Origin of the sequence: Pedobacter sp. KLB.chiD (assembly GCF_047040275.1) — a bacterium.
In the GTDB taxonomy this organism is placed as follows: Bacteria; Bacteroidota; Bacteroidia; order Sphingobacteriales; family Sphingobacteriaceae; genus Pedobacter.
Genome location: NZ_CP178207.1, coordinates 3,319,803 through 3,339,587 on the forward strand (window position 1 = coordinate 3,319,803; position 19,785 = coordinate 3,339,587).

General features: G+C 39.9%; 15 protein-coding genes. 9 read left to right on the forward strand and 6 right to left on the reverse strand.

Annotated elements, in window-relative coordinates; translation table 11 throughout:
* The 5 genes from ACK1I8_RS13585 to truA all read right to left on the reverse strand — a co-directional run bounded on the left by ACK1I8_RS13585 (position 1) and on the right by truA (position 8,098).
* The gene (locus ACK1I8_RS13585) at positions 1–3,399 is read right to left on the reverse strand and encodes a SusC/RagA family TonB-linked outer membrane protein (protein WP_412465907.1); all 3,399 of its coding nucleotides are present in this window, start codon (positions 3,397–3,399) and stop codon (positions 1–3) included.
* A gap of 78 nt (positions 3,400–3,477) precedes the next feature.
* Positions 3,478–4,656 (reverse strand): FecR family protein, encoded by a 1,179-nt coding sequence (locus tag ACK1I8_RS13590; protein WP_412465908.1) that lies wholly within the window; start codon positions 4,654–4,656, stop codon positions 3,478–3,480.
* Between the two features lie 95 nt (positions 4,657–4,751).
* A complete protein-coding gene (locus ACK1I8_RS13595) occupies positions 4,752–5,336 on the reverse strand; it encodes an RNA polymerase sigma factor (protein WP_412465909.1) in 585 nt (194 codons plus the stop codon).
* A gap of 125 nt (positions 5,337–5,461) precedes the next feature.
* A complete protein-coding gene (locus ACK1I8_RS13600; protein ID WP_412465910.1) occupies positions 5,462–7,231 on the reverse strand; it encodes an ABC transporter ATP-binding protein in 1,770 nt (589 codons plus the stop codon).
* A gap of 141 nt (positions 7,232–7,372) precedes the next feature.
* A complete protein-coding gene (truA, locus tag ACK1I8_RS13605; protein ID WP_412465911.1) occupies positions 7,373–8,098 on the reverse strand; it encodes a tRNA pseudouridine(38-40) synthase TruA in 726 nt (241 codons plus the stop codon).
* A 220-nt stretch (positions 8,099–8,318) separates the two neighbouring features.
* Between truA and ACK1I8_RS13610 the strand changes: the two genes are divergently transcribed.
* From ACK1I8_RS13610 to ACK1I8_RS13650, 9 genes are all read left to right on the forward strand, one after another.
* Positions 8,319–8,786 (forward strand): DUF4293 domain-containing protein, encoded by a 468-nt coding sequence (locus tag ACK1I8_RS13610; protein ID WP_412465912.1) that lies wholly within the window; start codon positions 8,319–8,321, stop codon positions 8,784–8,786.
* Positions 8,787–8,791: 5 nt separating this feature from the next.
* Complete coding sequence (locus ACK1I8_RS13615; RefSeq protein WP_412465913.1) at positions 8,792–9,262, forward strand: DUF4293 domain-containing protein; 471 nt, start codon at positions 8,792–8,794, stop codon at positions 9,260–9,262.
* Positions 9,263–9,287: 25 nt separating this feature from the next.
* Positions 9,288–9,836 carry a DUF4256 domain-containing protein gene (locus ACK1I8_RS13620; protein WP_412465914.1) on the forward strand — a complete coding sequence of 183 codons (549 nt, stop codon included), beginning with the start codon at positions 9,288–9,290 and terminating at the stop codon, positions 9,834–9,836.
* A gap of 8 nt (positions 9,837–9,844) precedes the next feature.
* Positions 9,845–10,306 (forward strand): hypothetical protein, encoded by a 462-nt coding sequence (locus tag ACK1I8_RS13625; RefSeq protein ID WP_412465915.1) that lies wholly within the window; start codon positions 9,845–9,847, stop codon positions 10,304–10,306.
* A gap of 57 nt (positions 10,307–10,363) precedes the next feature.
* Entirely contained in the window at positions 10,364–10,729 is a 366-nt protein-coding gene (locus tag ACK1I8_RS13630; protein WP_412465916.1) for a DUF2200 domain-containing protein, read from the forward strand.
* Positions 10,730–10,991: 262 nt separating this feature from the next.
* On the forward strand, positions 10,992–12,848 hold the full coding sequence (locus ACK1I8_RS13635; protein ID WP_412465917.1) for a DEAD/DEAH box helicase: 1,857 nt from the start codon (positions 10,992–10,994) through the stop codon (positions 12,846–12,848).
* Positions 12,849–13,052: 204 nt separating this feature from the next.
* Positions 13,053–14,894 (forward strand): alpha-L-fucosidase, encoded by a 1,842-nt coding sequence (locus tag ACK1I8_RS13640; protein WP_412465918.1) that lies wholly within the window; start codon positions 13,053–13,055, stop codon positions 14,892–14,894.
* A gap of 293 nt (positions 14,895–15,187) precedes the next feature.
* Complete coding sequence (bshC, locus tag ACK1I8_RS13645) at positions 15,188–16,774, forward strand: bacillithiol biosynthesis cysteine-adding enzyme BshC (protein WP_412465919.1); 1,587 nt, start codon at positions 15,188–15,190, stop codon at positions 16,772–16,774.
* Positions 16,775–16,841: 67 nt separating this feature from the next.
* A complete protein-coding gene (locus tag ACK1I8_RS13650; RefSeq protein WP_412465920.1) occupies positions 16,842–17,927 on the forward strand; it encodes an Ldh family oxidoreductase in 1,086 nt (361 codons plus the stop codon).
* 395 nt (positions 17,928–18,322) lie between these two features.
* Here ACK1I8_RS13650 and ACK1I8_RS13655 read toward each other — a convergent pair whose 3' ends face one another.
* Complete coding sequence (locus ACK1I8_RS13655; protein WP_412465921.1) at positions 18,323–19,747, reverse strand: alpha-L-fucosidase; 1,425 nt, start codon at positions 19,745–19,747, stop codon at positions 18,323–18,325.
* Positions 19,748–19,785: the final 38 nt, after the last annotated feature.

Genomic DNA, 19,785 nt, shown 5'->3' on the forward strand with positions numbered 1-19,785 from the left:
TTAAAAGTTAACGTTTAAGCCTGCTGTATAGGTTCTGGTGTTAGGGTATTGGAAACGACCATAAACAGCATTGTTTTCCGGATCTAAACCTCTCCATTTTGTCCAGGTAAATAAGTTCTGGCCTTGAACGAAGATTTTAACACCTTTAATGATTTTGGTTTTTTCCAACAAACTTTTTGGTAAAGAATAACCAATATTTACATTTCTCAATCTTAAAAATGAAGCATCCTGAATATCTTTTGAAGTAAAATTTCTTGGAAGATCGAACCTTTGCAAAATCGCGTCATTTCCTGTATCTCCAGGAACCTGCCACCTGTTTTCGAGCATCCTAACGGTTTGGTTACTCGTTGCATATCGCTGGTTTTCATTATAAAAATCCTCGTTGTTCCAACGCATTACATTAGATACGAAAGAAAACAATGCCGATGCAGTAATGCCTTTATAACTTAATGAAGTATTAAAACCTCCCGTAAACGTTGGATATAAACTTCCGGAATTGGTGTTGCTTTGTGTATTTACATTATAAGCTGTTGTGATCGATCCATCCAGATTATAATATTGCGGCTCACCTGTTTGCGGATTTACGCCTGCCCAGTCCGGGGCATAATAAGTGCCATAAGGCAAGCCAACTTTTAAAATTCGTGTGTCGCCATCAGGATATGAGTCTACCAGATCGGTAACATGCAAAATTTTATTTTTATTATAACCAGCATTTACGCCAACCGTCCAGATAAAATCCTGGTTTTTAACCACATCCCCGCTGACGTCAAACTCCACACCCCTGTTTCTCATCACACCGGCACTGAGGTTTAACTCACTGAAACCAGATGTTGCCGAAAGTGGCTGATTGATGAACATATTGGTGGTTTTCCGGTTGTAATAATCAACTGTAATACGTAACCTGTTTCTGAAGACCGCTAAATCAAAACCAGTATTAAATTCTTTCACATATTCCCAGTCAAAGGCATCATTGCCCGGTGTAGTTGCTCTTAATGCTGAGGCACCACCATAAGATGTATTCACGGCGTAAGTAGGTAAATAAAGGAAATCGCCACCAAACGGACTTGCCGTAATACCGTAACTTCCTCTTAAACGTAAATCGTTAATTAATTCGGTATTTTTTAAGAACTCTTCTCCTTTAACATTCCAGTTTGCACCAAATGAATAGAAACCGTGCCACTTATTGGCTGGTGCTACACGGGTTGATCCGTCATAACGGTAACTTCCTGTTAAAGTATATTTATCATCATACGTGTATCTGGCCACGCCCATGATCGATGCCAGGGCATTTTTAGTTTTCCCACCAGTGGTACTAGGCAAAAATGTTGCACTGCCATTTGTTGCACCTGCCGGTGTTTCTGGTAGGCGGCCATCAATACCGTAAGCACTAAAACCAAATGAATTGTAATTATTATAAACGTACTCATAGAAAGCAGAAGCTTCAAAATCATGAACTTCGTTGAATTTCTTCGCGTAAGTTAAGCCAGTAGTGGAAATGATATTAAAATTTCTTCTGCTCGCATCAGTTAAACGCCCTTTGCCCCCTAATGTGTTGGCAACACTTCTTGATCCATAATAAGAATCCGGGTTAATAAATTGTTGGTCAGTTGACTGACGGTAATCAATACCTGCTCTGGTTGTTATTTTTAATTCCGGTAAAATCTGGTAAGCAAAAGCCGTGCTGATGATTGATTTTAATTGTTCTGTTTTATCTGATGAATTGAGCAAACGTTCTAAGGCCTGACTCCCTTCACGCTGATCCAGGATGAAATATTGGGATCTGTTCCCGGGATGTACCAAAGTACCGTCAGATGCGTATGGTTTTTCATATGGCAAAGCATAATAAACCGAAGCCATGGCTGTACCTGCTCCTGTTCCGCCCTCACCTTCGGTAAAACTTGATTGCGAATAGCCAATGAATACATTGGTACTTCCACTAAATTTACCATCATTAAAATCTAAATTACTTCTTAATGAATAGCGGTCCAGTCCGGTACGTTTTGCTACGCCTTCCTGGCTGTAATAGTTTAATGAATTGTAAAAACGAAGTTTATCATTTCCACCACTAATGCTTACTTGCTGTTCCTGAAACTTACCGCGTTGAAAGAAAATATCTCTCCAATCCGTATTAATCTGTTTTAAACTATCGATGATAAAATCAGCACGGGCACGTGATGCTGCAGTTCCTGCTGCATAGGTCGGGTTTTTGGGGGAGTATGTCCAGCCCGGACCAAGATTACGGCCAAAAGTTGCGCCAATTTCTTCTTCAAACTGTAAACGCTGAGCAGTGTTCATCATCTCGAAATTTGGCCTGCTTAAATTAGAAAAACCGTATTGTGATGTATAATTAACCGCAATTTTACCTGCCTTACCTTTTTTGGTTGTTAACACAATCACGCCGTTCGACCCTCTTGAACCGTATAATGCTTTAGCCGATGCATCTTTCAATACAGTTGCCGATTCGATATCTTCAGGGTTTATGGTTTGAAAATAGCCGGCTTCGATCGGTACACCATCCAAAACAAATAATGGCGTAGACGAACCATTTACGCTGCCAATACCGCGAATAACAACTGATGCACTTTGACCCGGCTGTCCCGTGGTGGAAATTACACTCATGCCCGGAACACGGCCTTGCAAAATTTGATCAACTGTTAATCCCGGAACTGTATTAATTTTATCAGCAGTAACCAGTGAACTCGCTGCAGCAGATTGCGTTTTAGTGTAGTTGGTATAACCTGTAACCACCACATCACTTAAATTGCCTGCTGATGGGGTTAATTTCAATATGCCCATCTGTGCTTTTGCCGATACCTCTCTATCCGTATAACCAATATATGAAATTACCAGAACCGCATTTTCATCTACATTTCTGATGATGAAATTCCCATTGCTATCACTAACAGCAGTTGCAGTCTGACCTTTTACCCGAACCGAAGCACCCGGCATCGGGTTTCCATTCTCATCAACAATTTTTCCGCTTACATCAATAGCCCTGGCATTATTGCTTTTGGCAAGGGGCATAATTAAAATGGTATTTTCTTTAATTTCCCAACTGAAAGGCTGCGATCTTAATACCTGTGCAAGCACATCTTTAATTTCGGCATTTTTCACATCAACGGTTACGGGTCTGGCCAGCTTTTCGATCAAATCCAGGTCATACAGGAAAAAATAACCACTTTGTTTCTTAATTTCTTTTAAAACACGCACCAGAGGCACGTTTTTTTGGTTTATGCTAATGTTCTGGGAAAATGCCGATGCACTCACCTGTAAGCACAAAACTGTTATTAAAACAACAAAAAGTTTCATGGTTCTCATAACCGTTAGGTTAAAATAGTTTGTAACGCACCCCATCGCCTTTAAGACATCGGGATGATTACCTTTTGTGTAGAAGTTCATACATTCAGTTTGGTTTAAATTTTTAAATTGATTAGTTTATTTGTGGGTTAATTGATAAATCTCTTTTGCCATAGGCGATTATTTTTCAGGCAGTACGGTTAACTTCTTTCCTTCGGCTATCCCGAACCTGATGTTTCCGGTCTTTTCAAGCATTTTTAATACTTCAGAGAGTTTAGCCTTACGTGGAACCATACCATTGTATTTTTTATTGGGTACAGTACGATAATCGATATGAACATCGTACCACCTCTCCAATTGCTTCAGAATGCTTTTCAGGTCGGCGTTATTAAACTGGAAAAGGCCATTTTTCCATGCGGTCTCATCTTCTGTGTCTACATCTGCTGCTAACCTGATGATACCTTTACCCGAAACTTCAGCAACGGCCTGCTCACCAGGTTTTAAAATCTTTACAGACCGACCATTACTGATCCGAACACGGCCTTCGAGCAGCGTGGTTTTAATGGTATTGTTGTCTAAATAACTATTGACATTGAAATGTGTGCCCAACACTTCTACATCCTGATGGTGATTTCTGACATGGAAAGGTTGTGCCTTATTTTTAGCTACTTCGAAATAAGCCTCTCCGGTAAGTTCTACACTACGTTCGTTACCGTTAAATACTTCCGGATACTTTAAAGAGGATGCAGCATTTAACCAAACTTTGGTACCATCTGGTAAAATCACCTGGTATTGCCCACCCTTAGGTGTTTGAATGGTGTTATAGGAAACTGATGATTCCAGTTTCAGATTGCTTTGATCTGAAACGGTATATACCAATTGCCCATCCTTTGTTCTGGAGATCTTCAAGCCATCTTTATCGCTGATATTGGCTGCAGTATGTTCATCCAAAACAATTTTTGAACCATCAGCGAGGGTTAAAATAGCTTTATCGGTACCCGGCAGAACATCCAGGTTTTTTTGAGTGACCAAGTGAGGCTTGGGCGATGGTTTGGCTAGATGAAGAACAGTATAAGTGATTCCGAAAACTATCAGCAATATCGCCGCTGCTGCGCTGTATTGATATAGACCAAAAGTTTTCCCTTTTTGATCTGCATTAATTTTAGCATGAATCGCTGAGAAATTAACTTCAGCCATCTTGGCTATTTCATCAGCATGGAGCTGATCAAGAATATCAGCGTTTTTGTCTAAATATTGATAGTATTTTTCTACAAAAAGAATCTCATCTGCCGTAGCCGTACCCGACACATAACGCCGGATGATTTTTTGCAGTTCTTTTTGATGTTTGAAGGCGTTCATTTTTTCTGGTTTTATATAGATGTACCAGAAAATGAAAAATATCCCAAAAGAATTTTAAAATATTTTGAAGAAGTTAAGAAATGACCCTAAACTTATCAGGAAAATGAAGTGATAACAACTGAAACTACCAAAAAGAGATGTGTAAGCCTTAAACGCAGGGCTTGTGTTGCGGTGGTTAACTGATTCTGAACAGTTTTTTGCGAGATATTGAGTTCAAAAGCAATTTTGGCCGTAGACAAACCTTCGAAATAATGCATAATAAATATATTACGCCGTTTTTCGGGCAGCGCTTTAATAAACAACTCCAATATTTCAGCTACTTCTCTTTCCAGTAACATGCCATCGGCCTGTAATGGAGAAATTAACTCATTTTCGAAAGATTTCCCGAAAAAACTGCTTTTCGGACTTCTGGAAATATGTTTTAAAACCTGGAAACGGACTGCGGTATGTAGATAAGCTACCGGATTTTCTAAATCGAGTTCAGTTTTTCTGTTCCACAGGTCAGTAAAAACATTCTGAATGATATCCTGGCATTTTTCTCTTTCTGGCAGGCGTTTGTAGGCTGCATTATAGAGTTCAGCCCAGTACAGGGTATAAATTTTTCCAAAGGCAACCTCATCTCCTTGCTTTAATAAGTCAAAAAGGGCATATTTATGCTCACTGTTTCTCTCGATTTTCAAATGAATTTTTGGGTTGCGAAACCAAACATAGTCATTTTTAAGGAATTATGTAAATCTTCTCATACGAGAATTAAAGAAGAAATTTTTAAAAGCGTTTACCTAAGTTTCGAAAACAGAAATACATATCAGACTTTAGCAATCCCCTTAGAAGAGAACTGGAGGTCGTAGAGCTTTTTATAATAACCGTTTAGTTTTAACAACTGCTGATGTGTGCCTTTTTCTTTGATCTCTCCCTTGTCGAGCACGATAATCTGATCGGCTTTTTGGATGGTTGACAGGCGGTGGGCAATTACGATTGACGTACGGCCCTCCATTAAATTATCAATGGCTTTCTGGATCAATAATTCCGTTTCAGTATCAACCGATGAGGTGGCCTCATCTAAAACCAGAATTGCCGGGTTATGTACCAATGCACGGATAAAGGAAATCAGCTGCGCCTGACCAGCAGAAAGTGTAGCCCCTCTTTCCATTACATTATACTGATAACCACCAGGCAACCGCTCGATAAAATCATGTGCCCCCACTTTTTTTGAAGCATTAATCACTTCTTCTATCGTAATTTCAGGATTATTAAGTGTAATGTTATTTAAAATAGTATCTGAAAACAAAAAAACATCCTGAAGTACTGTCGCGATGTGGCTTCTCAGGTAATTGAGTTCGAAATCTTCAATAGGTATGCCGTCAACGGTGATATCTCCTTTTTTTACTTCATAAAAACGGTTCAGGATATTAATGGTAGAAGATTTACCGGCACCGGTTGCGCCAACCAAAGCAACGGTTTCACCAGCCTTTACTTCAAAGCTGAGATCTTTCAATACATAGCTGTCATCATTGTATGCAAACCAGACCTTTTCAAACCTGATATTCCCTTCCAGTTTGGCAGGCTTTTGTTTACCGTTGTCGGGTGTAGTTTCGTCCGTATCTAAAACTTTAAAAACACGTTCAGCGCCCACCATCCCCATCTGCAGGGTATTAAATTTATCTGCCAGTTGGCGGATGGGCGTAAAAACCATACCAAGGTACATTATAAACTGTGTAATGGTACCAGGTGTAACATCTAATGGTTTAGCAAGAATGCTTTTGGCACCGTACCATACCAACAAACCTAAAGACATGGCCGAAATCAGCTCGACTACAGGAAAGAATATCGAATAATACCAGTTACTGCGGATATTGGCATCGCGATAACGTTTGTTAATGGCATAAAATTTTCTGTATTCCTGTTTCTCCCTGGCAAAATACTGCACAATAGAAACGCCGGTAATGTGTTCCTGCAAAAAGGTATTCAGGTTTGAAACCTCGTTCCTGATTTCCTGAAATGCCACCTTAATAGCTTTCTGAAATTTCCGTGTAGCCATAATCAGTAGCGGAATAGGTAAAAGCACTACTAAACTTAACTGCCAGTCGGTATATAACATTACGCCCACAATAACCACCACCTGCAAACTGTCGCCAATCATGGAAATTAAACCTTCTGAAAAGATATCTGCAATGGTTTCCAGATCTGAAACCGTTCTGGTAATTAATTGTCCTATTGGTGTTTTATCAAAAAACTTAAGCCTCAATTTAGTGATATGGTTAAAAACATTGATCCGCAGATCGCGGATAACCGACTGGCCCAATGTATTGGTTAACAGCGTGTGGTTATACTGAATTAAACTCTGCAAAACGAGCATAAAAACCATGAGCATGGTCATGTTGACCAGGCCGGCATAATTTCCGTTTAAAATATAATGATCGAGTGTGTATTTGATCAAAAACGGACGTACTGGCGAAATGGCCGCCAGCAAAATGGTTAAAATAACCGACCACACAAAAACGGCACGGTAAGGCTTTACATATTGAAAAATACGTTTCAGTAATCCGGTGTTATATACTTCGCCTGTAACTGCCATTTTTAAGGTTTAGGGTTTAGGGGTTAGGGTTTAGGGTTTAGGGGTTAGGGGTTGAAAATGTATCTTCAAAAGGTTTAATTAATAATTTAATTTTTCATATATACATATGGCAAACATTAACCTCAAACACTTAACTGCCAACTATCCCAAATACGGATAGTCTATCTTCACTAAATACAAACCACATGCAGGTACCGATTGCCCGGCATTACTGCGGTTTTTACTTTCTATTATTGCTTTAAAAGCAGCTAAATTTATTTCTTTTTTACCAACCGACACCAAAGTACCCATAATGGCCCTAACCATGTTCCGCAAAAAACGATCAGCCTGGATGGTAAAAACCAGGCTACCTTCCTGTTGTTCAAACACCGCTTTAGTGATGTTGCAATTATTGGTAAAAGTTTGGGTATTGGATTTGCTGAAACAGGAGAAATCGGTATAATTTAACAAAACAGCTGCGGCCTCATTCATGGCCACAACATCAAGTCGATCTTTAACCAGCCACGACCGGTTAAGTTTAAAAGGATCTTTTTCGAAATGGATATGATATTTGTAAGTACGTGCTGTGGCATCAAAGCGGGCATGTGCATCGGGATGTACCGGTATCATTTGTTTTACAGCAATTTGATAGGGCAACATGGCGTTGATGCCGGTAATGGAATTTAGCACTTTAATTTCCTCTACATCCTCAACATCAAAATGGGCATAAAAATCTTTGGCATGCACTCCTGCATCGGTTCTTCCGCAGCCCAATGTTTCGATAGGCTGCCGAAAAAAAACAGACAGTGCCTTATCCAACAATTCCTGCACGGTGATTGCGTTAGGTTGAGTCTGCCAGCCATGGTACAAGCTGCCATCGTATGCCAATTGGATGAAATACCTTTTTTTAATCAAAACGATGCAAAAGTACGGTTTAACGGGCAAAGGGCAAAGGGCCGAAGTAAGAGTTTGGAGCCTGGCATTTGGTCTGAATCTTTTAAGTTAATCGCAATTGATGCCTCCTTTTCGATTTATACACCTATCCTGCACCTTTAATCTTTTTTTCTTTTCTTAAAAAAATTAGCTTTGTTTCTATATTTTTACGTCCATGATACAAAGAATACAATCTATCTGGTTTTTTTTAGCCGCTTTAACCTTGGTTTTAATGTTGTTTTTACCTATTGCAACAAAAACAGTTGATGGTTCGGAAGCAAAGATTTTTACCAACGGCCTACATCATTTTCTTGAAGGTAAAACTGGAAAGGTACTGAATGTTGAAGTATTTTTACCTTTATTGATTACCCATATCGCTGTTGCCATTATCTGTTTCATCAATATATTTAATTACAAAAAAAGAAGTTTCCAAAAACGCTTTGCCATTGTTTCGATTATATTAATTGTTGGTTTTGCTTTTTGGTGCAGTATCTATGCAAAAGAACTTCCTGGCGGCGTAAAAGGCGCCAGCTTTGGTATTGGGGCGTACTTGCCTGCTGCAGCTATCCTCTTTATTGTACTGGGTATTTTTGGCATCAATAAAGACGAAAGGCTGATCCGTTCGGCTGAAAGATTAAGGTAACATTTATGCATCAAAGAATACAAACCATATGGCTCTCGCTCGCTACTATAGCGCTCAGCTTAATGCTTTTCTTCCCTTTGGTAGTGAAGAAATTAAGTGGTGTTTCATTCCCATTGTTATACACAAAAGGATATGTTTCGAGTTGGGACGCCGGTGAGTTTATAGCAATAAGCATTAAACCAATATATCCATTGTTTATTCCAAATATCGCCCTAGCCTTAATCTGCTTTCTCAATATATTTAATTACAAAAAAAGAAGTTTCCAAAAACGCTTTGCCATTGTTTCGATTATATTAATTGTTGGTTTTGCTTTTTGGTGCAGTATCTATGCAAAAGAACTTCCTGGCGGCGTAAAAGGCGCCAGCTTTGGTATTGGGGCGTACTTGCCAGCTGCAGCTATCCTCTTTATTGTACTGGGTATTTTTGGCATCAATAAAGACGAAAGGCTGATCCGTTCGGCTGAAAGATTGAGGTAATTTAATTAATTTTATAACGAATCAAATGTTATCTACAAATCAAGTCCAGGAGCTGCTAGATATACTGAAGACCCGCTTTGAAAAAAACATGCACCGGCATGAGGGCTTGGAATGGCAACATGTACTGAATAAATTAGAAGCCGACCCGCAGAAACTTTGGGCGCTGAATAAAATGGAAGAAACCGGTGGTGAACCGGATGTAGTTGACTTTGATGAAAAAACCGGCACGTATCTTTTTTTCGATTGTGCTGCCGAAAGCCCAAAAGGACGTAGAAGTTTGTGTTATGACGCCCAAGCACTGGCGTCGAGAAAAGAACACAAGCCAAAAGATAGTGCGGTGAATCTGGCAAGTGAATGGGGCATTGAACTTCTGACCGAAACACAATATCAATATTTGCAAAAATTTGACCGGTTTGACAGTAAAAGCTCCAGCTGGATTAAAACACCGGATGATATTAGAAAGCTGGGCGGCGCGTTGTTTTGCGACTACCGCTATGGAAAAGTTTTCACTTACCATAACGGCGCAGAATCTTATTATGCAGCAAGGGCTTTCAGAGCTTGTTTAAGTGTCTGATTTTAAAAATGATTTATAAATATTTATCCTTCAGCATTTCGATTGCATTTATCTCATGGATTGTGGGCATGTTGATCAACGCTTTCATCAGAAAAACTGATTTTTATCATAAACACCTAAATCACCTTAATTTTATTAAAAGTGAAAAACTGAATAAAATCATTGGGTTGCCTGTTTTTAAATGGATCGTGAAAAACACTTTTTTCAAATTTTTCAATCAAAAACTTAAACTCACAGGCAAGATTGAAAAGACTGATTTAATTAAATTACGTGCTGAGATGACAACATCTGAAATAGATCATTTAATCGCGTTTATTTTTGTAACCTGTTTTGCGCTGGTGTCATTCTATAATCTTAAATTTAAATCTGCCGGCATCATCATGTTTATAAATGTCCTCATGAACCTGTATCCGTCTTTACTGCAACAAGAGAACAAAAGGAGAATAGATAAATTCATCCATAAATTTTAGCATTTATCTTGCCTCCTTAAAAAATACCATTAAAAGGAAAAAATTTAAAAGAATACCATGCGTGTAACACCTGAACATAATGAAAAAATAGCCAAAATGACTTTTTCATCTGTTTATCCCCATTACGTTGCAAAAGTTGAGAAAAAAGGAAGAACTGTTGAAGAGCTGCACCAGGTGATCAGCTGGTTGACAGGTTATGATGAAGAACAACTCCAGAAATTTATTCTACAGAAAACAACCTTTAAAGACTTTTTTGAGCAAGCCGATATACATCCGAATGCACATTTGATTACAGGTGTGATCTGTGGTTACCGGGTTGAGGAAATTGAATATCCATTGACCAGGCAAGTACGCTATCTGGATAAACTGGTTGATGAACTGGCCAAAGGCAAAGCGATGGAAAAAATTTTGAGAGCCGGATAGACTAAACTTAAAATTAACCGGTTCCTGATCCCCTTTGAAATTAATGCGATCAAGATCATCAGGTTTAACGTTATCATTTATTTTAAAGATTTTTAGGAGGCAATTTATACGGTATAAGATCATCCATTTTCTTCTTCCGTTTTTCACCTTCTACTTCCTCCTTATTTTCAAATATTTAGCTCAAAAACTATTTACTTGATTGTCTGGGAAATACAAAATATTAACCGTACCTTTGCGGCTCAATTAAAAAATAAATAGACGAATGACAAACCCATTTCAATTATTGGGGATAAGTGATGACGTCGTTAATGCCGTAAAGGACCTTGGATTCGAAAATCCAACGCCGATTCAGGAGCAAAGTATTCCTGTACTGTTAGAAGGCACTAATGATTTTGTTGGTTTGGCCCAAACAGGAACAGGAAAAACAGCCGCATTTGGTTTGCCGCTGTTAGAACTAATCGATTTTAAAGTTAACAAACCACAGGCATTAATTTTATGCCCTACGCGTGAGTTATGTTTACAGATCGCTAACGACCTTAAAAACTTTTCTAAAAACATTGCTAATGCCCACGTTGTTGCCGTTTACGGTGGCGCGAACATTATGCAACAACTACGCGAAATCCGTCAGGGAATTCAGATCGTAGTGGCCACGCCCGGCCGTATGTTGGATATCATTGGCCGTAAAGCCATTGATTTTTCAAATGTTAAATATGTGGTGCTTGATGAAGCCGACGAGATGTTGAACATGGGTTTCCAGGACGACATCAACGACATTTTATCAACCACTCCTGATGACAAAAAAACCTGGTTATTTTCGGCTACGATGCCGTCGGAAGTTCGCCGTATAGCTAAAAACTATATGGATAACCCTGTAGAATTAACCATGGGCACAAAAAATACCGGTAACGTTAATATCGAACACGAATATTATATTGTTCGTGCCCGTGATAAATACGCTGCCTTGAAACGCATTGTAGATTTTAACCCTGATATTTTTGGTGTTGTTTTCTGCAAAACGAAATTAGATACCCAGGATATTGCCGAACATTTAATCAAAGATGGTTACAATGCAGACGCATTACACGGTGATTTATCGCAACAACAACGTGATAAGGTAATGCAGCGTTTCCGCGAGCGTAACATGCAATTGTTAATTGCAACCGATGTTGCTGCACGGGGTATTGACGTAAACAACGTAACGCACGTAATCAACTATTCTTTACCTGATGAGATTGAGAGTTATACCCACCGTTCGGGCCGTACCGGCCGTGCAGGTAAAACCGGTATCTCCATCTGCATCATCAATTCTAAAGAACTGGGCAAAATCCGCCAGTTAGAGCGCATTATCGGTAAACAATTTACCAAAGCCGAATTACCTACCGGTTTCGATGTTTGCGAAAAACAATTGTTCTCTTTGGTACACAAAGTTCATAATGTTGAGGTTAACAACGAACAGATTGATCAATACATCCCACGTATTATGGATGAATTTAAAGATTTATCTAAAGAGGATGTGATTAAACGTTTTGCTTCGCTGGAATTTAACCGTTTCTTAGATTATTATGCCAAAGCACCTGATTTAAATGCTGCTGTGGGTGAAGATCGTGGAGAAAGAGGCGAGCGTGGCGAACGCCGTGGCCGTGGTAGCGAAGGCTACACCCGTTTGTTCATCAACTTAGGTTCTGTAGATGAGTTTACCCGCGGTGATATGTTATCTTTTATCTGCAATAACGGAAAAATTGGTGGCAAGAGTGTTGGTAAGATTGATTTAAAAGGTGTTTTCTCTTTCTTTGAAGTAGAAGATGCGGTGGCAGACAAAGTTTTTGAAGGCTTTAAGTCAGTTGAATTTAACGGTCGCCAGGTACGTATCGAAAGAAGTGGTGATGGCGGTGGCGAAAGACGCGGTGGCGGTGAAAGACGTGGCGGCGGTTTCGGCGGTGAACGCAGAGGCGGCGGTGGCGGTGGTTACCGTGGTGGCGACAGAAGATCAGGTGGAGGAAGACGCGAAGGCGGAAACAGCGGTGGCGGTTTCAGAGATTTTTCTGGTCGTAGCCGTGAAGATAAAGGTGGTAGCGGACGCAGAGAAGGCGGAAGCGATGAGCGCCGTAAAAAATGGTAAATTACTAAACCAAATACATTATAGCCGTTCTGATTATTCAGAGCGGCTTTTTTGTATCCTGTCAATACCACCCAGCAGAGTAGACGTCAACTCTAGCAAACTGCTTAACAACATTGCACCCCCAATTAGCTACAATTTATATTCATCGGATTCAATAGACTGTAAAAAATAGATATATTTAACATCTTATCTGTTTAACTGAATATGATGCGTTATTTTAAGCTGGCCATTACTTTTTTCCTTTTAGCTACAGGCCTCGATTTATCTGCCCAACAAACAGCTTCAAATCAAAAAATGCAGTGGTTTGCTGATGCCAAACTTGGCATCTTTATTCATTGGGGTATCTACTCCGTAAATGGTATATCCGAATCCTGGGCTTTTTACAATAATTATATCAACCATGATCATTATATGAAACAGCTTGATGGATTTACAGCTAAAAAATATGATCCGCAGGAATGGATAAACCTGATTAAGGAAAGCGGCGCAAAATATGCAGTAATTACCACCAAGCACCATGATGGTGTGGCCCTTTGGGACAGTAAAATGCCTAATGCAACCACAACGGTAAAGCATAGTGCAGCTAAAAAAGATTTAATAACGCCATTTGTAACCAACCTTAAAAAATCTGGGCTGAAAACAGGTTTATATTTTTCGCTCCCTGATTGGAGCTATATTGATTATGATGGTTTTACGCGCGACCGCAAGCGTTACGATTATAAACAGAATACTGCCCGTTTTAAAAAATTCCAAAATTACTTTCAGGGACAGCTCAATGAACTTTCCAAACAATACAACCCGGATTTAGTTTGGTTTGATGGCGATTGGGAACATAGTGGCGAAGAGTGGCAGGCCAAAAATATATTGGAAAATTTGCGTAAGGTAAATCCAAACGTTATCATCAATTCCCGTTTAAATGGCCATGGCGATTACGATACCCCTGAACAGGGTGTACCGGTATTAAAGCCCGCATCACCAGAGTGGGAATTATGTTATACAATGAACGATTCGTGGGGATACCAGCCTTATGACAACCACTACAAATCGCCAAATATGATTATCCGCACACTTGTTGATTGCATCAGTATGGGTGGTAATTTATTGCTTGATATCGGCCCCAAAGCAGACGGAACCATCGCACCCGAGCAGATTAAAATTTTAAAAGGCCTAGGTCGCTGGACTCAAAAACATGCTGAAGCTATCTACGGTACACAGGCAGGAATACCAGGCAGACATATTAACGGAAAAACGACTTTATCTAAAAACAAAGATGTCTTGTACGTGTATCTGGATTATAAAACAAAAAATGGCATTTTATTATCAGGAATCAAATCTAAAATCAACAAAATTGAAGTGGTTGGCAGCAAAACGCAGGTATATTCAACCAAATTAAATCAAACTGCTTACTTACTTAATTTAAAAGAAGCTGATTTTGATAGCGATGTAACCGTGATAAAAGTGTCCTTAAATGGACCTATCCAGCTCGTCGAGGATATACAAGAAACGCTTTCGCTGCCAGACCTGTACGCAGCGCCCCAACAACGCGGTTTAATCAACCTGACTAAACTGGCCGTTAACCTAAACGATGGTATAAATGTATTTCAAAACACCAGTTTACCTGCCGATGGCCTAAACTTTAACCCTGGCATTAAAAATGCGGATCAAAAGGTTGGTAATTGGGTAATTAAAAATGCCGAGGCCCTCTACAAAACCGGAAAAGGTATCCCTGGTGGCCATTACCAGGGCAATACTACTCTTTCTGCCGATAAACAAACGCTTTATTTATTTGTAGAAGGCACACCAACTGGCCCTATTGCCATTAAAGGCTTAAAAAACAACATCAGCAGAATCAGGATTGTAGGTGAAGGTACTATGCTTCCGCACGAAATTTATAACAAACTGTACTGGAGCAAAATACCCGGTATTGTTTACATTCCGGTACCTAAAGAGAAACTGGATCCTGAATTAACCGTGATTGCCGTACTTTTAGATAGTCCGATTGACCTGTACCGTGAAAAGGTTGGCGCGATTGAAAGCAATCTCTAATAAAAATCGTCACCTCAACCGAAGTGCGGCGAAATGCCCGCCCGTGCGGGTGTGGAGAGATGTTTCCACATCGTTTAAAAGATTCAGCTTCGCGGAGCCTTCGGTTTCTTCATTACAGTTGAAATGACGAATCAACGGAAAAATGCATCATTAAAATTTCTTTATTTTTCGGAAACTGAATCAGGACGATGGTCATCCTGATTGCTGCGCTTCCATGACAAAAATTATTTAACAATTGTAAAATAGTGGCTTGACTTTACGATTATCCTTAAATTGCATTACTTTCGCACATCATGCAGGCAAAATATATTTCCTATCAGGAAACCGGATCCTTTTCAAAACTGGTTTTAGATTATATTAACGACGAAGAACAGCTTAAAACTTTTTACAGTTACCGTCCGGATATGGCGGGTTTAGCCAATGCAATTAAACATAGAAATTTCCTCGGAGACCGCACCATCCTGGCAGGGGTTCTGCAAGATCAATATCGGAATTTACAGCCCAATAAATCCGTTATCAAAAACATAGAGCTTTTAGCCCTTGACAATACTTTTACGGTAACTACCGGTCACCAGTTAAATTTATTTACCGGTCCGCTTTATTTTATTTATAAAATCGTAACGACCATTAATTTAGCCATTGAATTAAAAATGGCTCATCCCGAAAAAAACTTTGTTCCGGTTTATTGGATGGCCACTGAGGATCATGATTTCGACGAGATCAACCATGTAAGTGTTGATGAAAAAAATATCAGTTGGATACAACAAACTAATGGAGCTACCGGAAGATTAAGTACCAAAACCGTTGCCGCAGCCGTAACAGCTTACAAAGGATACCTTGGTATTTCGAAAAACGGGAAACGGATTGCCAAATTAGTAGAACAGGCCTATTTACAACATGATAATTTAGCCGATGCCACCCGGTTTCTGGTGAATAACCTCTTTGAGAAATATGGTTTGGTCATCATTAACGCCGATGATGCACGTTTAAAAAAGCAATTTTCAGGTATTGTTACCGAAGACATTATTCAGCATAACAGTGCAAAAAATATTGAAAACAGCTCTAAAAACCTCGAAGAACTGGGCTATAAAACACAAGTGAATGGCCGTGATATTAATTTCTTTTACCTGCTTGATAACCTGCGCGAACGTTTGATTTTTGAAAATGACAGATATGTTGTCAATCATACGGATATCAGTTTTACAGAAGCCGAATTAAAAGCCGAAATTGAATCTCACCCCGAGCGGTTTAGCCCAAATGTGGTGATGCGTCCTATGTACCAGGAAGTAGTTTTGCCCAACATTGCCTATATTGGCGGTGGTGCTGAAGTAGCCTACTGGATGCAGCTGAAAGCAAATTTCGATTACTATAAGGTAGATTTTCCGGTGTTACTGCTACGTAACTCAGCTTTAGTAATAGACAAACGCAGCGCGGAAAATCTGTACAGATTAGGTTTTTCTTTAGAAGATATTTTCCTTCCGGCAGAAGAACTGAAAAACATCTGGGTAAAACGGAATACATCTGCAGAGCTCAGCTTAGCTGATGAAACCCGGGCAATTAACAGCATTTTTGACCAGATTAAATTAAATGCCTATAAAATAGATAAAACGCTTTCTGTTTCTGCCGATACCGCAAAGCAAAGAGCCAACCGTTTGTTGGCAAACCTGGAGAAGAAACTATTCAGGGCAGAAAAAAGAAAACACGAAACAGCATTGCAGCAGATTGAGAACGTAAAGAAAAGACTATTTCCAAATGGCACCTTGCAGGAAAGAATCTTAAATATAGCACCTATGTATGTAAATTATGGAGAAGATTTTCTTTCATCGTGCATAGAAAATTTTGAACCACTTGGTGGTGACTTTACGGTTTTATTGCCATAAATATTAGTCCGGAGACGGGAGTCCGAAGTCCGCCGTCAATCTTGATACTCGATACTAAATACGTTAAATGAACTTTATCACCTTTACCGAAACCAAGCTCCGCGCTTTCACTTATAGCGTTTTTAAAAAAATAGGTTGTTCTGATGAACACGCCGGTTTAGCAACAGATGTTCTGATCCGATCAGATTTACGCGGAATCGACTCGCATGGCGTTGCCCGTTTAAGTGGCTATGTACGCCTTTGGGAAAAGAAAAGAATCAATGCTACTCCAAACATTAAAATTGTTCATGAAACCCCTACTACAGCAACAGTTGATGGCGATTCAGGATTGGGTTTGGTTGTAGCCCCCTTCGCTATGAAGGTTGCTATCGAAAAAGCGGAAAAATATGGCAGCGGCTGGGTATCAGTTAAAAATTCCAATCATTTTGGGATAGCAGGTTACCATGCGCTAATGGCCGTAGAAAAAGATATGATCGGTATCAGCATGACCAATGCAAGCCCTCTGGTAGCGCCTACTTATGCCAACGAACGTTTATTGGGTACCAACCCCATGTGTTACGCTTTCCCGGCCGGAAAATACCCACCGGTAATTGTAGATATGGCTACAGCAGCGGCGGCCAACGGAAAACTGGAAATTGCACAGCGGGCTAACAAAAGTATTCCTGATGGTTGGGTGCAGGATAAAAACGGAGAAAACTCTACTGACCCTAATGAATTAAAAAACGGCGGTTCGCTGTTACCATTGGGTAGTGATAAAGACCACGGCAGCCATAAAGGTTATGGTCTGAGTGCCACAGTCGACATTTTATCAGCAGTATTATCTGGCGCCAATTACGGGCCATGGGTACCTCCCTTTGTAGCATTTTTAGAACCCTCTGCTCACCCGGTAGGCGAAGGACTTGGCCACTTTTTAGGCGCTATGCGCGTAGATGGCTTCAGGCCGGCTACAGACTTTAAAAATCATTTAGATCATTGGATAGAACGCTTTAAAAGCGCCAAGACAATTGACCCTGATCAAAAAGTAATTATTCCCGGTGAGCCTGAATCTGAATTTGAGCAGGAAAGGAAAATCAGCGGTATTCCGATCATTGATGTAGTAGTACAGGACCTGAATGAGTTGGCCGTAAAACTTGGTCTGGACGGGTTGAAATAATTGATTTTGCCTAACCGCAAAGAAAAGGCGCAAAGCGCTCAAAGTTGGGCGTGGTAAACTACCATTTTTACCACAGAGTACCTGAAGTAAGCACCGGAGTAAACAGCATTCAGATCTGCGCCGCGGATTAAAACATATAAAAATGCGGTAACTACCGTAACTATTGAGTTAAAAACTCAATCTTTTTCAATATCCGTAGAGACGACACGCTTAACTCTACGGACAAGAATGGAATCAATGAACAACTGCCAAAATTTTTCTTCGGGAGTCATTCTCGGAATCAGGTCTTTTACCCCTTAATTGACACTTAGTTTTGATTGTTTATAGAGCAAAGAGGTCTTTTTTCCCGGTAAAAAAACTGCTAAAAAGATGCAGGTATGTTCTCAGCTTTGGCCTTACTGATTAATGTCGGGCGTAAAAGAGAAAGCCAATGCCATTTTCTCATCCGTTTTTGGAAGATCAAGATGTACTTTGCCATCTATCAACTTCCATTTCACTTTTTGCTTATTACTTAACAGGGTAATAGATGTTCCTTTTTTAGGGATACTACCCTGCCAGGAAATTCCCTGAGCTGCATTACCGTTAAGCAGGCTGATCCCATAAATGGTTTTACCATCTTTACTTTGGGTAAACCAGTTTTGCCCGTCATGATAATTTTTGGTGATCCTTGTACCATAAATTGCGGCACCATTTTTTGTAGTCCACTGCCCAATTTCTTCTAATCTTTTAATTACATCGTCAGGCAGCGTTCCACTTGCTTTTGGACCAATCCCCAGTAACAAACTTCCGCCTTTCGCTACAATCTCTACCAGTTTATGAACCACTTCTCTTGCTGATTTATACTGATCATTCGGTACAAAACCCCATGCTCCACCCAGGGTCATACAGCTCTCCCAGGGATAATCCAATTGTGTTTCCGGGATTTTCTGTTCTGGCGTTTGATAGTTTTCGAACTGACCATGTACGGTACGGTCTACCACAATCAAACCGGGTTGTACTTTTCTGGCATCAGCTGCAATTTTCGGCATATCAATATCCTGGCTCCACTCCGGAATAGGTGCTCCCCAGGAAAGCACTTCTTCATTTACGCTAGCCCGAGGACGAACCCATCCCCCGTCAAGCCACAAAATATCAATACTTCCATAATTATTCATCAACTCACCAATCTGGTTCTGGGTAAAGTTTTTAAACTTGTTCCAGCGCCATGGATTCTTCCTGATATCGTAATTGTTGTTTCTATTTGCCGTAGCATATTTATCCCACCAATAGTATTGCGAATGCCAGTCGGGTTTTGAGAAATAAGCACCGATCATGAAATCCTGCTTCCGAAAAGCCTCGAATACATATTTGGCCACATCTTTTTTAGGATTATTGGCAAATGGACCTTTTGCAATGCTATAATCACTTTCTTTGGTATCAAACATCGCAAAACCATCGTGATGTTTGGTGGTAAAAACCAGGTATTTCATTCCGGCATCCTTACCTGCCTTTGCCCATTGCTCCGGGTTAAACTGCGTTGGATTAAATTTTTCATTTAATCCCCAATACCATTTCTTGTAATCGTCATACTTAATTGTACTGTCTCTCTCAATCCAGTCTTCCGAGCAGATGGACCAGGATTCGATAATTCCGGGAACGGCATATATACCCCAGTGAATGATCATTCCGAATTTTTGGTCTTGCCAGTGTTCTAATTTTTCTTTTACCAGAGGATCTTCAGGCCATTCGTATTTTGTTGACTCTTTGAGGATATCATTTCTTTGCGCAAAAGCAACATTAATGCAGCAGATAAAGGCAATTAAAAGGCTGGGTATTTTCATATTGTAATATTATTAAAAATCCCGGCAGAAACTGCCAG

Coding starts and splice junctions, on each gene's coding strand:
- ACK1I8_RS13655 (WP_412465921.1), bottom strand. CDS start 19,747: ATGAAAATACCCAGCCTTTTAATTGCCTTTATCTGCTGCATTAATGTT.
- ACK1I8_RS13640 (WP_412465918.1), top strand. CDS start 13,053: ATGATGCGTTATTTTAAGCTGGCCATTACTTTTTTCCTTTTAGCTACA.
- ACK1I8_RS13625 (WP_412465915.1), top strand. CDS start 9,845: ATGATTTATAAATATTTATCCTTCAGCATTTCGATTGCATTTATCTCA.
- ACK1I8_RS13610 (WP_412465912.1), top strand. CDS start 8,319: ATGATACAAAGAATACAATCTATCTGGTTTTTTTTAGCCGCTTTAACC.
- ACK1I8_RS13615 (WP_412465913.1), top strand. CDS start 8,792: ATGCATCAAAGAATACAAACCATATGGCTCTCGCTCGCTACTATAGCG.
- ACK1I8_RS13620 (WP_412465914.1), top strand. CDS start 9,288: ATGTTATCTACAAATCAAGTCCAGGAGCTGCTAGATATACTGAAGACC.
- ACK1I8_RS13650 (WP_412465920.1), top strand. CDS start 16,842: ATGAACTTTATCACCTTTACCGAAACCAAGCTCCGCGCTTTCACTTAT.
- ACK1I8_RS13585 (WP_412465907.1), bottom strand. CDS start 3,399: ATGAACTTCTACACAAAAGGTAATCATCCCGATGTCTTAAAGGCGATG.
- ACK1I8_RS13600 (WP_412465910.1), bottom strand. CDS start 7,231: ATGGCAGTTACAGGCGAAGTATATAACACCGGATTACTGAAACGTATT.
- ACK1I8_RS13630 (WP_412465916.1), top strand. CDS start 10,364: ATGCGTGTAACACCTGAACATAATGAAAAAATAGCCAAAATGACTTTT.
- bshC (WP_412465919.1), top strand. CDS start 15,188: ATGCAGGCAAAATATATTTCCTATCAGGAAACCGGATCCTTTTCAAAA.
- ACK1I8_RS13635 (WP_412465917.1), top strand. CDS start 10,992: ATGACAAACCCATTTCAATTATTGGGGATAAGTGATGACGTCGTTAAT.
- ACK1I8_RS13590 (WP_412465908.1), bottom strand. CDS start 4,656: ATGAACGCCTTCAAACATCAAAAAGAACTGCAAAAAATCATCCGGCGT.